We start from the raw sequence: 13,558 nt of genomic DNA on the forward strand, positions 1-13,558 counted from the left end.
GTTCCCGCGAGTGTCGGCAACGTATGGCCACGGGGCGCGTTCCCCACGGATCGCCGCGAGAGGCGCGTCAAACTGCCCCTGCGCGGGCCGGGGTCCAGCGCTGCTGCGCGCATGTGCGGGGATGGACGTGACTGTGCTGAACTGCGACGCGAGGCGGCGGATCACGCTGCGCTGATCCGCCAGACGGACTGCCGCTCAATCAGACCGAGGCCGGGGGGCACTCGCGCGTTGAAACCGTCAGTATCGCCCGCCGCTGCGCTCTTGTTGCTTGATCCAATCCGACAAGGTCCGGGGCGACGATCCTTGTCCGGGGCGCGATGGCTTCGCGGTGGCAGTCCTGTTGCTCCGGTTCGTCGTCTCGGTCGGCCCGCGCGGGCGCGTCGCGGCATGGGCGCCCGAGACGCCTCTCGGGGCCGTTGCGAGCTTCTCCGCTTCCTCCTTCTCCAGCCGCAGCTTGCGCAGCCGCTCCATCTTCTCGCGCTCCGGATCGACCGGCGGCGGTGGCAGCTCGCGCTGGCGGGCTTCCTCGGCGGAGATCAGCAGACCCATGATGGCGCTTTCGCCAAGGGCCTTGCAGGCTTCGAGGCGGTGCAGACCTTCGACCAGGACAAAATGGTCCTTGTCGCGGCGGACGAGGATCGGCTCGCGCTGGCCGGCCTCCAAAATGCTTTCGGCCAGCGCGTCGACCGCGTCCTGCCTCAGCGCCTTGCGCTTCTTGTCGGGGACGTGGATCCTGTCGATGGGGAAGCTTTCCGGTGCGGACACAGTCGAAACTCCGTCGTGGGCGCGCCGTCCGGCGTCAGGGTCGGAGGGGGCACGATCCCCCGATCCGCACCGCGGAGGGAGGCAGACCGGACACGCGCGACTACAATAGAGACATTCGCCATCTCGCCGCAAGGAGCGGGTGACGGGGCGTAATGGCTCCTGTCAGACGGCAAGGTGGATCATGCGGTGAGGGGCGCCCATCGGCCGCGCTCGAAAGTCGCTCGCGCGTCAATTCATGCTGCTATGCTGCATCCCTCATACAAGGAGGACGCCGCTCATGACGACACGCACACTCGTTGCCGCGCTGGCCGGGATTGCCCTCGCGTTGCCGGCCGCTGCCCTCGCGCAGGAGCCGCCGGTCGAGGAGCAGCTCGTCAATGCGATGAACAAGGTGTTCGGCGTGCACGCCGGCTTTCGCGCCAATCACGCCAAGGGCGTCGTCGTCGAGGGCAAGTTCAAGCCGTCGGCCGAGGCGGCGACCTTGAGCAAGGCGTCGCTGTTCAGCGGCGGCGAGGTTCCGGTCACGGTGCGGTTCTCGGACTCCACTGGCGTGCCGAACCTGCCGGACGGCTCCGGCGACGCCAATCCGCACGGCATGGCGGTGAAGTTTCATCTCGCCGACGGCAGCGACATGGACCTCGTGATCAACTCGCTGAAATTCTTCCCTGTCTCGACGGGGGCGGAGTTACGCGATTTGTTCCTGGCGATCGCGGACTCCGGACCGAGTGCGGCCAAGCCGACCAGGCTCGAGCAGTTCATCGCCAGCCATCCCTCGGTGCCGGCGGCGCTCGGCACCATCGCGACGCCGGACAGTCTTGCCGACGAGGCCTATTTCGGCGTCAACGCCTTCGTCCTCGTCAACAAGGCCGGCGAGAAGCAGGCGGTGCGCTGGCAGATGCTGCCGGAGAAGGTCGTGCATATCGACAAGGAGGACGCGGCGAAACGCGCGCCGGACTTCCTGATGGCCGAGCTGCCGGCGCGGCTGAAGCATGGGCCGGTGACGTTCCGCTTCAAGGCGCAGCTCGCCGCGGCCGGCGACGACACCAGGGATCCGGCAAAGCCGTGGCCTGACGATCGCAAGCTGGTCGAGCTCGGCGTGCTGACGATCGACAAGGCGGTCGAAGACAGTGACGCGGCGCAGAAGAAGCTGCTGTTCCTGCCGGGCCAGCTCACCGACGGCATCGAGGCCTCCGACGATCCGATGATCGACATCCGCAACGGCGCCTATGCCATCTCGTTCTCGCGGCGCAATCCGTGATGCCGATGGCATGACACGAAATCGGCCGCGCGCCGCCGCGCCACATCCGGCCGCAATCATGGATGTTTCGCGGCGCGCTGCTCCGATGAATTGCCGCGACGTCGACGAAGGTCCGCCCCATTCGGTGCGATTGCGGCGGCCTTTGCCGCTTTCTCTTCTGATCGATGACGTCGCGCTGGCTGCGCAATAGCGGCGAAACCAAGGGCAGGACTTGTCGACGCGCATGGATAGCCGAGCGTCGGCGCGTCGACGGCGAAGGCGACCGCACAGACCAAGTACCGCCCTCTTCGCTGTAGTGCAATCGGAGCGTGTGGTTGATGTGAAGGCCGACGATCGCGAGGTGCGCGCGATCAGGACGCATGCCGCCGAGCGCGCTCTGCGCTTGCTGTGAGTTCGGTGCGGACGTTCGTCTACTACGAACTCATGAGCCGCTGCGGCATCGCGTCTCGCGCCGTTTGTCGCAATCGTGTCGCGCGCTGCTTCATTTTGCCAGAATCCTGCATCTTGCGTGCAACAGTCAAAGCCGAATTTCGATCGCGTCGGCGTCGCGATCTGCATTCCTTCCGAATGACATTTTTCAATTCAGTTCGCGACACAATCTCACCCTCCTGATGCGGCCGCCGTTTGTTGCGGCACGTGTTCAGGAGTTGTGAGTTCGATGCGTCGCGTATTTGGCGTATGCCTTTGCCTATCTACTTTCGCAGGAAGTACGACATCGGTCTGGGCGACTGATCTCGCCTTGCCTCCCCCGCTCCCGCCGCCCGACGTCTTCGCCTACAGGTGGAGTGGCTGCCATGCCGGCGCGAACGCCGGGATGGCCTGGTCGCGTCAGCAGCAGACGTGGAGCCAGGTCGCCAATGCCGCCGCCGCGCCGGTTCAGCCCGTGCAGCAGCCGGTCGGCAACGCAAACAACCCGCCGGTGGTCAAGCCGCCTGTGGTTGCAAACCCCGCGCCGAACTCGCCGCCGCCGAACAACCCCGGCGGGAACAACGGCGGATGGAAGCCGCCGCCGCATAAGCCGCCGGGCAAGCCTCCGATCTGCGAGCGCAACGACAAGGGCTGGTGGCAGCCCGGCAAGCAGTATCATGGCGACAAGGATCACGGCTGGCCGAACGACAAGCCGTCCTACAAGCCCGATCACGACGGTGGTCATCATTGGCCACAGGTTGGATCGAAAGGCGGCGACAACAAGTCTTCCTGGCCGTCGGCTCCATCCAAGAACAAGGACGACAACTACAACGACGTCAAATATGGCAGCGGCTGGTTCGACAAGCCTCACGACGACGACCATGGCAAGTCGAGCGGCTGGTCGCAGCTGCATTCGAGCGGCTACTCCGACCGATCGGCTTGGCTGCACCGTGATCGGCAGGACGATCACGACAAGCCGGCTTCCGGATGGGGTGGAAAGAAGGACGACGGCACCGACAAGCCGCTTGGCTTCGGCTGGTCGAAGCAGCCGATGAAGAGCGAGCGTGACAGCTACGCCTGGATGAAGCCGGACGACCGGAACGACGACAAGCATGGCGGCTACGGCTGGGGCGGCAAGCCGCACGACAATGACGACGGCAAGGGCGGCTATGGCGACAAGCAGCCCGACAAGGATCATTGGCAGCAGCAGGGCGGCAACTACCATCATGGCGGATGGCCGCATCATCCGGACAAGCCCTGGCCGCCGAAGAATCCGCCGCCGAACAATGGCGGCGGTCAGCCGAACCCGCCGCCACAGGGCAACAATGGCAATCCGCCGGCGCAGAATCCGCCGCCGGTGGCCGGCGGCGGCAACGTGGCGCCGCTGCCCGTCGCGGCCGTGCAGATTCCGACCGCCATCTCCAGCAATGGCAGCGACGTCGTCGGCGGCCTGCAGCTCGGTTGCGACTACCAGATGGACCGCTTCGTCGTCGGCATCCAGGCGATGGCCGATCTCGGCATCATCAACGCGTCGAGCCAGCTCGGACCGGCGCTGACGATGAACACGCGAACCAGCAACCTCTACACCGCCACGGTGCGTGCAGGCTATCTCGTGACGCCTGAGATCCTGGCCTATGTGCGCGGTGGCGCGGCGTGGACACGGACCAATGTTTCGGTCGTCAACACCGCCACCGGACAGTCCGCCAGCGTGGCGTTCAACCGCAGCGGCTGGACGGTCGGCGCCGGCGTCGAGTGGATGTTCGCGCGCAACTGGTCGGCCTTCGCCGAGTATGATTACGCCGATTTCGGCACGGTGACCGGCACGCTGCCGGGCGCCGCCGCGATCACCGGCGGGCCGAACGTCGTCAGCCAGAAGACCCAGCTCCACACGGCGATGATCGGCGTCAACTACCGCTTCGAGATGCTGTCGCGCGGCGGCCGCTGAGATCAGTGGCGGACGCATCGCATCCAACACGATAAAGGCCGCCTGGATCGTCCAGGCGGCCTTTTCGCTTTTGTCGGCCGGCGTTCAGCTGGCGCGCACCGAGGTCAGGAACTTGCCGACCTCCTCCCTCAGTCGGCCGCTGTCGCGCGACAGCAGCTTGGCCGCGGACAGCACCTCGGATGACGCGGTCCCGGTGTTGCTGGCGCCGCGCTGCACGTCGGTGATGTTCGACGAGACCTGCTGCGTGCCCTGGGCCGCCTGCTGGACGTTGCGCGAGATCTCCTGCGTCGCCGCGCCCTGTTGCTCGACGGCGGCGGCGATGGTGGCCGAGATCTCCGACAGCCTTTCGATGGTCTCGCTGATCTCGCGGATCGCGCCGACGGACTCCTGAGTGGCGGTCTGGATGCCCGCGATCTGCTGGCCGATGTCCCCGGTCGCCTTCGCGGTCTGCTCGGCGAGCGCCTTGACCTCGGTGGCGACCACGGCGAAGCCGCGTCCGGCATCGCCCGCCCGCGCCGCCTCGATGGTGGCGTTGAGGGCGAGCAGGTTGGTCTGGCCGGCGATGCTGTTGATGAGCTCGACGACGTCGCCGATGCGCGCCGCCGCCTTCGAGAGCTCGCCGACCCGTCCGGTGGTGGAGCGTGCCTGCGTCACGGCTTCGTTGGCCATGCGCGCGGATTGCTGCACCTGGCGGCTGATCTCGGTCACCGAGGAGGCCATCTCCTCGGTGGCGGACGCCACGGACTGCACGTTGGTCGACGCTTGTTCCGAGGCGACAGCGACCGTGGTCGCGAGCGACTGCGCCCGCTCCGCGGTCGCGCTCAACGATCCGGCCGACGTCTCCAGCGTGCCCGAGGCGGCCGACACGGTTTCGACGATGCCGCCGACCGACGCCTCGAACTGATCCGCCATCGCGTTCATCGCGTGGCGCCGCTGGGCGTCGGCGGCCGCCTGGTCCTCGGCGCGCTGCGCGATGCTCTGCTTCAGGTCGCCCTGCATCGCCTTCAGGGAGGTGGCGAGGGCGCCGACCTCATCCGCCTGCTCGATGGTCAGGGTCTGGTTGAAGTCGCCTTTGGCGATGCCATTGGCGAATACGGCGCAATCCCGGATCGGACGGGCAATGCCCCGTGCCGCGACCCAGATGAGGAAGATCGCAAGCGCCGTGATCACCGCTCCGACCCCGAGCTGCCACAGCGTGTTGCTGGTCGAACGGCCGCTGAGCGAGGCGTCGAGCTGCCGTGCCGAGGCGAGTACCACGTCGCGCGGGATCGAGATCACGACCGACCAGGGCGTGTCGGTGAGACCGAATGTGATCGGGGCGTAGATGTCGACATTGGGATTGCTGGGCTCGTCGAGGACGGTGCCCTTGCCGGTGCGGACGATGGCGGCGCTGTCGGTCCAGCGCGAGTCGGCCTCGGCGGCGGGCCTGCCGATGACGTTCTGATTGGCGCTGTCGGCGACGACGAGGCCGGTGTCGTTCAGGATCACGACCTTGCCCTTGCCGTCGAACAGGGAGGTGTTGATCTTGACCGCCAGCCTCTGCACGAAGTCCAGATTGTAGTCGGCGCCCGCAACGCCGCGGAATTTGCCGTCGATCATGACGGGCACCGACATCGTGGCCAGGAACACCGGCTTGCCCTGGACGATGTAGGGCAGCGGCCCGAGAATGTTCTCCTTCCCGGTGGTGCTCGGGTTGATGTACCAGGCGCCCTTCACGAGGCCATTCTGATGGCGCTCGCTGCTGTCGTACTCGACCAGCGGCTGGACGGCGATCGCGCCGCCGGCGCTTCGCGTCCAGTAAGGGAGAAAGCGGCCGGTGTGATCGGAGCCCATCTCCTTGTTGGCCTTGAAGGTGCTATCGTTGCCGTCGAGCGCATCGGGCTCCCAGGCCGAGTAGGTGCCGTTGAAGGCGGGATTGAGCTCCAGGACACGCCGCAGCACGGCGTTGAGCTGCGCGCGGCGTGCGCTCGCGGCGGTCCCGGTCTTGGCATCGGCCAGAACCGCAAAGGACTGCGCCAGCGTGCGCGCCGCGTCGAACCCGACCTCCAGCTCGGCCTTGATGACGTTGGCCTCGGTGGAGGCCCGATTCATCAGGCTCTCCTTGGTCTGGCGATCGACCAGCTGCATGACCTCGTGGTTGACGTACTGGTTCATGCTCTGCGTCGAGAACAGGCCGTAGCCGATCAGGATGACGCAGGTGAGCGCGAGGCAGAAGCCGGCGATCAAGGCGATCTTGGTCTGGATGGAGCGTATTGTCGCAAAGGATAGGCGCATGTTTCCCTCTCGTGGTTGCCTCGCGGGACCGGCAATGACGTTCATCGGTGCGAAGCGCGTGCGGGAACCATCCGGAATCGGGATTAATGCGCTTTAAGGCACCGGCTCGATTCCAGGGCGCACGGACCAGTTCGGGCGAGGGAGTGTCGCAGCGTTGCGACACCCCCGTAGTCATCCGGGGCGTAGGTGCCGGCGCAATTGGCCCTCCGAAGGGAGGGGGCACTCCAGCTCCGCGTTCCTTGACGCCGGTCAAACCGCGGTGCTGTAGTTGCGCTAGTCTAGCAACAAGCTGCGCCAACCGCGGCGGGAAAGCCGGGAGGAGGGACATGGGGCGTTCGCCCGGGAATGCCCATTCGGATCGGATCCTGGAGGCCTTGGCCAAGGGGGATGCGAAGGCTGACGCTGACGGCAAGGCCGATCACGGAGCTGACAGAGGCGCGCCGGCGGTCTCGGCGCTCGCGGCCTCATGGCGACGCTCCGGCCATCTCCATGCGCTCGATCCCGCCACGCCGAAGCTGCCGGCCCGCCTGACGGCCGCCGAGGTCGCAGACGCGCGCGCCCGGCTCGGACGGCTGCTCGCGATCGCGCAGGCGAGCCTTGACCGGCTGTTCCTGGCGGTCGGGGGTGTCGGCTGCTCGGTGCTGCTGGCGGATGCCGACGGCACCGTGCTCGAGCGCCGCGGCGCCCGCGGGGACGACGCCACTTTCGAATCCTGGGGCCTGTGGACCGGCGCGGTGTGGAGCGAGCGGCACGAGGGCACCAACGCGATCGGCACCTGCCTGGTCGAGAAGCGGCCGCTGACCATCGACCGCGATCAGCACTATCTGTCGCGCAACGCCCGCCTGTTCTGCACCACCGCGCCGATCTTCGACGAGCATGGCCAGCTCAAGGCCGCGCTCGACGTCTCCTCCTGTCGTGCCGATCTCACCGAGGGCTTCAGCCGGCTGATCGCGACCACCGTCGCGGATGCCGCGCGCCTGATCGAGGCGGAGAATTTCCGCCAGGCCTTCCCGCACGCCCGCATCGTGCTCACGCCGGACAGCGAACGCGAGATCAACTCGCTGCTGGCGGTCGATCGCAACGACCTCGTCATCGGTGCCACGCGGGCGGCGCGCCGTGCGCTCAACCTGTCTCCGTCCGCGCTGACGCGCCCGCTGCCGGCCGGCGACCTGATCAAGGACGCGACCACCGGAGGCGACGACATCGACGCCGCCGAGCGCGCCGTGCTGAAGCGCGCGCTGGCGCGCGCCGGCGGCAACGTCTCGAAGGCCGCGAAGGAGCTCGACATGTCGCGCGCCACCCTGCACCGGAAGATGAAGCGGCTCGGGCTCGAGCGGTGAACGCGCCGTGGCTGTCGAATCGCAGCCAACATGTCGCAGAACTGCGACACTTCCTCGGACGCGCTCGTTCCGGCCTCTGGTCTGTCGCGCCGGTTTGATCGAGCCTCTCTCCAACGCCGTGTGCATCGGCGTGAATGGGAGAGAGAGATGACCAAGGTTGACGTCAATGCGGCGCTCAAGCCGCCTTTTGCTGCGCGTTACGACAACTTCATCGGCGGCGCCTGGAAGGCCCCTAACGCCGGCAAGTACTTCGACAACATCTCGCCGATCACCGGCCAGCCGGTGTGCCAGATCGCGCGCTCCGATGCGTCCGACATCGAGGCCGCGCTCGACGCCGCGCATGCTGCCAAGGACGGCTGGGCGCGCACCAGCGTGACCGAGCGCGCGATGGTCCTCAACAGGATTGCCGACCGCATGGAGGCCAATCTCGACAAGCTCGCGCTTGCCGAGACCTGGGACAATGGCAAGCCGATCCGCGAGACGACGGCCGCCGACATCCCGCTCGCCATCGACCACTTCCGCTATTTCGCCGGCGTGATCCGCGCCCAGGAAGGCTCGATCGCCGAGATCGACCACGACACCATCGCCTATCACTTCCACGAGCCGCTCGGTGTCGTCGGCCAGATCATTCCGTGGAATTTCCCGATCCTGATGGCGGCGTGGAAGCTCGCGCCGGCGCTCGCCGCCGGCAATTGCGTCGTGCTCAAGCCGGCCGAGCAGACGCCGGCCTCGATCCTGGTGCTGATGGAAATCGTCGGCGACCTGCTGCCGCCGGGTGTGCTCAACGTCGTCAACGGCTTCGGCCTCGAAGCCGGCAAGCCGCTGGCGTCGTCGAACCGCATCGCCAAGATCGCCTTCACCGGCGAGACCTCGACGGGGCGCCTGATCATGCAATACGCCTCGCAGAACCTGATCCCGGTGACGCTGGAGCTCGGCGGCAAGTCGCCGAACATCTTCTTCAAGGACGTCTGCGCCGAAGATGACGACTTTCTCGACAAGGCGATCGAAGGCTTCGTGATGTTCGCGCTCAACCAGGGCGAGGTCTGCACCTGCCCGAGCCGCGCGCTCATTCACGAGTCGATCTACGAGCGCTTCATGGAGCGCGCGCTGCAGCGCGTCGGGGCGATCGTGCAGGGCAGCCCGCTCGATCCGGCGACGATGATCGGCGCGCAGGCCTCCTCCGAGCAGATGTCCAAGATCCTGTCCTACATCGACATCGGCAAGCAGGAGGGCGCGCAGCTCCTGATCGGCGGCGAGCGCAATGTGCTCGGCGGCGATCTCGCCGGCGGCTACTACGTCAAGCCGACGGTGTTCAAGGGGCACAACAAGATGCGCGTGTTCCAGGAGGAGATCTTCGGACCCGTGGTCTCGGTCACGACCTTCAAGACCGAGGACGAGGCGCTGGCGATCGCCAACGACACGCTCTACGGCCTGGGTGCCGGCGTGTGGAGCCGCGACGCCAACACCTGCTACCGCTTCGGCCGCAACATCCAGGCGGGGCGCGTCTGGACCAACTGCTATCACGCCTACCCGGCGCATGCGGCATTCGGCGGCTACAAGCAGTCCGGCGTCGGACGCGAGACCCACAAGGTGATGCTCGACCACTACCAGCAGACCAAGAACATGCTGGTCAGCTATAGCCCGAAGAAGCTCGGCTTCTTCTGAGGCAGGGGGCGCCGGGCCGGTCGGGCATGAGCGCCCCGACCGGCCCGTGCGCGTCTCATGAGGTTGCGGGGCGTCACGTACGCACCTCCTGGTCCTTGTGCCACATCTTCCAACAAGGCGACGGCCGACGCGATCCTCCGGCCAGCGGTCCGCACCGATCGCCGGCCATCGAGCCGGCGCGCCCCGTCCCCGCCGCGGGCGCCACCTGTATTCTGGCGGGGGCTCCCAGTTAACGCGATGTTTCACAGTTAACGTCAGATTGAGGCCGGGAGGCGGACAGCCTTCTCCTGGGCCCGGCGAAAGCCGGCCGATGGGGTCCTGGCGACACCTGGCCGCACGCCGGGCGGCGCCGGTTGTGCCCGCGCGTCGACCGGACCGGCCGTACGGGCCGGGCCATCCCGTCTGTCCGCCCCGCATCGTGATGACCGCAAGGAGGACCAGTCATGGCCCACATTGTGAAACCGACCGGCATCGAGCACATGCTCGGCGAAGAAGACCTGATCGTCTCGAAGACCGACCGCAAGGGACGCATCACCTACGCCAACGACGTCTTCGTTCGCATGGCCAGGTACAGCTATGACGAGCTCCTGGGAGCGCCTCACAGCCTGATCCGCCATCCCGAGATGCCGCGCTGCGTCTTCAAGCTGCTGTGGGACACGCTGGAGGCCAAGCGCGAGATCTTCGCCTATGTCGTCAACCTGGCCAAGGACGGCAGCCATTATTGGGTGCTCGCCCATGTGACGCCGACGCTGGACGACCAGGGCAATATCATCGGCTACCATTCCAACCGCCGCAGACCCGAGCGTGGGCCGATCGAGAGCCTCAAGCCGATCTACAAGACGTTGTGCGACGAGGAGGCGCGCCACGCCAATGCCAAGGACGGCCTGCGCGCAAGCTTTGACATGATGGTCTCGGCGATCAAACAACAAGGCGTTGATTATGATGAGTTCGTGCTCTCTCTCTAAGGCCCAGATCGCGATCGCGGCCGCGGCGCTGCTGGCACTCGGCGGGCTGGCCTGGCTCGTCGTCGCCGGCGCGACCCCGCCCGCCGCAGGCGGAGCGCTGCTCATCGCTGTTGCGCTGCTGCTCGGCCTTGGCTTGTGGCAACTGCGGGTGGCATCTGCCGTGATCGCGGAGGCGGCCAAGGTCTGTCACAGCGCAGCCAAGGGCAATCTCGAGCCGCGGCTGCTGAGCCGGCGCCAGCACGGCGACATAGGTCTGTTGCAGAAATCGATCAACGACATGCTCGACATCACCGACGCCTTCGTGCGCGAGGCGTCGGCGTCGATGGACTATGCCAGCCGCGGCAAGCATTTCCGCAAGATCATGGTGCGGGGCCTGCCTGGCGCATTCCGCCGCTCGGCGGCGATCATCAACCAGGGCACCGACGGCCTCGGCCGCCGGGTGGTCGACATTGCGGGTCTGGCACGGCAGTTCGGCACGCAGCTCGATCAGATCGTCGTCAGCCTCGTCGGCGCGGCGGGGGATCTCGAGTCCGACGCCGGCCACGTCGCGACGGCCGCGACGGAAACCAGCCGCCGCACCGAGGATGTGATCGCGGCTTCGGGGCGCGCGTCGTCCAATGTGCAGACGGCGGCGGGCGCGGCGGATCAGCTCGCGTCCTCGATCGCCGAAATCGGCCGGCAGGTCTCACGCTCCACCGAAAGCGCGGGGCGTGCGGTCGGTGAGGCCAACCGTGCCGGCGGCGAGATCCGCGAGCTTGCCGATGCGGCGGTCCGGATCGGTGACGTGGTCAAGCTGATCAGCGAGATCGCTGAACAGACCAACCTCCTGGCGCTGAATGCGTCGATCGAGGCGGCGCGGGCCGGCGATGCCGGGCGCGGCTTTTCCGTCGTTGCGGCCGAGGTCAAGAGTCTCGCCGACCAGACCGCCAAGGCGACCGAGGAGATCAGCGCCAAGGTCAACGAGATGCAGCACTCGACCTCGACGTCGGTCGCGGCGGTCGAGGCGATCGCGCGGACGATCGCCGAGATCGACGAGATCGCGTCCACCATCTCGGCCGCGGTCGACCAGCAGGCGGCGGCGACGCAGAACATCGCGCACAACGTTCAGGAAGCCTCGTCCGGCACGGCACGGGTCGCGTCAGACGTCGGCGCGATCAGCAGCGCTGCCGCCGACACCGGCCGGATCGCATCGCGAGTCAACAATGCCTCCGAGCGGGTCCATGGCGAGGTCGAGACGCTGCGTCGCGAGGTCGACCAGTTCATGAAGCGGCTGATGGCGACCGGATAGCCGGCTTGACCGGCCCGACATCGACCTGGATCTCATCACCCTCGACCTGCAGCGGGTAGGCGTGCAGCGCGTTGCGGACCAGATGGGTGACGCATTTGCCGTTCACGCCGTCGAAGCCCCATTGATGGTGCGGGCAGGTGATCGTCTTGCCGTCGAAGGTCGCTTCCGTCAGCGGCACGTCGGCATGCGGGCAGCGGCCGCGATAGGCCTTCAGCTCTCCGCCACGGGGCCAGAGCAGCAGCACGCTCTTCTTGCCGACCTGGTACAGGCCCATGCCGCCTTCAGCCATGGCGCTTGTCGGACAGACTGCGGTAAAAGCCATCGGATCGCCTGCTGATTGATGCCGTCAGGCCGGCTCACGCAAGTTCCGGACCAGCGCAAAATCGGGACAAACAGAGGAGCCTTGTCGCAAACGCGACAACCACGCTGAATGAGCGCGGTCCTTTTCGCGGCCGAGCGCGGCGAGGAATTCCTGCTGTGGAATGAACAGGCCCTGCGCCCGCACCAGCCCGCGGTCGAGATCGTCGAGCTTGGCAGCCATCGGCATCCATCCGCCAGCTCCGCGGCGATCGGTCGTTGAAGGCTCGCCGACGAGACAGAATGTGGTTCCAAGCAAAACGCCGCCCCGGAGAGGGCGGCGCTTCTCATTGCTTTCAATCAGATGCAGGTCGACGACCGAAGTCTATTCCTTCCGCTCCGAGGTCCAGCCCTTGTACTCGCCGACATTGTCGCGCGTGATCAGCTTGGAGGGCAGCAGCTCGACGGTCGAGGCGGGCTTCTGGCCGTTGAGCAGGCCGACGCCGATTTGCACGGCGCGGCGCGCCATGAAGAACGGATCCTGCGAGGCCGAGGCCTGGATCTGCTGCGAGGCCGGATCCTTCAGCGCGGCTTCGATGTCGGGCGCGCCGTCGACCGCGGTGATGACGATGCCGGTGCGCCCCTGCTGACGCGCGGCGAGATCGGTGCCGATCGCCTGCGGATCGTTGATGGCGAAGATCGCGTCGATCTTGGGGAAGCGCGTCAGATAGCCCTGCGTCACCGTGAGGCCGCCCTCGCGCGAACCCTTGCCGTCCTGGTCGCTCGACAGCACCTTGATGCCAGGAGCCTTGGCGAACACGCTCTTGCAGCCGTTGACGCGGTCGATCACGGCCGACACCTGCGGTCCGTTCTCGATGATGACGTCGCCCTTGCCGCCGAGCTTGTCGACGATGTACTGGCACGAGATCTCGCCGGCCTGCACGTTGTTGGTGGTCACGGTGGCGTCGGCGCCCTCGGCCGCGGTGTCGACCGCGACGACGATGATGCCGGCGGCCTGCGCCTTCTTGATCGCAGGACCCACCGCCTTCGGATCACCCGGATTGAGCAGGATCATGTCGACGCCCGCGGCGATGAAGTTGTCGATCTGGGTGACCTGCTTGCCGAGATCGTATTCGAAGCCGACCGCGGTGATCTTGACGTTCGGGTTGGTCTTCTTGGCCTCGAACTCCGCGCCCTTCGACAACGCGACGAAGAACGGATTGCCGAGCGAGCCCAGTGAGACGCCGATCGATTTCAGCTCCTTGGCCGACGACGGCGCGGAGCTCATCACGAGCGCAAGCGCGGTACCGGCAAACAAAACCGACTTCAACATTGGTTTCCTCCCTGGCCCTT

At 66.8% G+C, this 13,558-nt stretch carries 11 protein-coding genes; 6 read left to right on the plus strand and 5 right to left on the minus strand.

The window, feature by feature from the left end:
- Nucleotides 1-237: 237 nt before the first annotated feature.
- Nucleotides 238-765, minus strand: coding sequence for a ParB N-terminal domain-containing protein (locus tag QW845_RS28380; RefSeq protein WP_315804803.1), 528 nt, complete (start codon nucleotides 763-765; stop codon nucleotides 238-240).
- A gap of 277 nt (nucleotides 766-1,042) precedes the next feature.
- On the opposite strand from QW845_RS28380, the gene QW845_RS28385 reads away from it, so the two are divergent.
- Together QW845_RS28385 and QW845_RS28390 are read left to right on the plus strand one after the other, a co-directional pair.
- Complete coding sequence (locus tag QW845_RS28385; protein WP_315804804.1) at nucleotides 1,043-2,023, plus strand: catalase family peroxidase; 981 nt, start codon at nucleotides 1,043-1,045, stop codon at nucleotides 2,021-2,023.
- Between the two features lie 814 nt (nucleotides 2,024-2,837).
- Entirely contained in the window at nucleotides 2,838-4,376 is a 1,539-nt protein-coding gene (locus tag QW845_RS28390) for an outer membrane protein (RefSeq protein ID WP_315804805.1), read from the plus strand.
- Nucleotides 4,377-4,460: 84 nt separating this feature from the next.
- Here the strand turns inward: QW845_RS28390 and QW845_RS28395 are convergent, their stop codons facing one another.
- The gene (locus tag QW845_RS28395) at nucleotides 4,461-6,650 is read right to left on the minus strand and encodes a methyl-accepting chemotaxis protein (RefSeq protein ID WP_315804806.1); all 2,190 of its coding nucleotides are present in this window, start codon (nucleotides 6,648-6,650) and stop codon (nucleotides 4,461-4,463) included.
- A 326-nt stretch (nucleotides 6,651-6,976) separates the two neighbouring features.
- Between QW845_RS28395 and QW845_RS28400 the strand changes: the two genes are divergently transcribed.
- The 4 genes from QW845_RS28400 to QW845_RS28415 all read left to right on the plus strand — a co-directional run bounded on the left by QW845_RS28400 (nucleotide 6,977) and on the right by QW845_RS28415 (nucleotide 11,908).
- Complete coding sequence (locus tag QW845_RS28400) at nucleotides 6,977-7,990, plus strand: helix-turn-helix domain-containing protein (protein ID WP_315804807.1); 1,014 nt, start codon at nucleotides 6,977-6,979, stop codon at nucleotides 7,988-7,990.
- A gap of 147 nt (nucleotides 7,991-8,137) precedes the next feature.
- The gene (gene adh / locus QW845_RS28405; protein WP_315804808.1) at nucleotides 8,138-9,655 is read left to right on the plus strand and encodes an aldehyde dehydrogenase; all 1,518 of its coding nucleotides are present in this window, start codon (nucleotides 8,138-8,140) and stop codon (nucleotides 9,653-9,655) included.
- Between the two features lie 443 nt (nucleotides 9,656-10,098).
- Nucleotides 10,099-10,620: a PAS domain-containing protein gene (locus tag QW845_RS28410; RefSeq protein WP_315804809.1), complete on the plus strand. Its 522-nt coding sequence runs from the start codon at nucleotides 10,099-10,101 to the stop codon at nucleotides 10,618-10,620.
- Entirely contained in the window at nucleotides 10,598-11,908 is a 1,311-nt protein-coding gene (locus QW845_RS28415; protein WP_315804846.1) for a methyl-accepting chemotaxis protein, read from the plus strand. Before QW845_RS28410 ends, QW845_RS28415 begins: the two co-directional genes overlap by 23 nt.
- Here QW845_RS28415 and QW845_RS28420 read toward each other — a convergent pair.
- The 3 genes from QW845_RS28420 to QW845_RS28430 all read right to left on the minus strand — a co-directional run bounded on the left by QW845_RS28420 (nucleotide 11,880) and on the right by QW845_RS28430 (nucleotide 13,538).
- Nucleotides 11,880-12,230, minus strand: a complete 351-nt coding sequence (locus QW845_RS28420; RefSeq protein WP_315804810.1) for a Rieske 2Fe-2S domain-containing protein — start codon at nucleotides 12,228-12,230, stop codon at nucleotides 11,880-11,882. The two genes, QW845_RS28415 and QW845_RS28420, sit on opposite strands and share 29 nt — an antisense overlap.
- Nucleotides 12,231-12,254: 24 nt before the next feature.
- Nucleotides 12,255-12,449, minus strand: coding sequence for a hypothetical protein (locus QW845_RS28425; protein WP_315804811.1), 195 nt, complete (start codon nucleotides 12,447-12,449; stop codon nucleotides 12,255-12,257).
- Nucleotides 12,450-12,590: 141 nt separating this feature from the next.
- On the minus strand, nucleotides 12,591-13,538 hold the full coding sequence (locus tag QW845_RS28430) for an ABC transporter substrate-binding protein (protein ID WP_315804812.1): 948 nt from the start codon (nucleotides 13,536-13,538) through the stop codon (nucleotides 12,591-12,593).
- Nucleotides 13,539-13,558 lie beyond the last annotated feature (20 nt).

This window comes from Bradyrhizobium sp. SZCCHNS3002 (genome assembly GCF_032377435.1).
Taxonomy (GTDB): Bacteria; Pseudomonadota; Alphaproteobacteria; order Rhizobiales; family Xanthobacteraceae; genus Bradyrhizobium.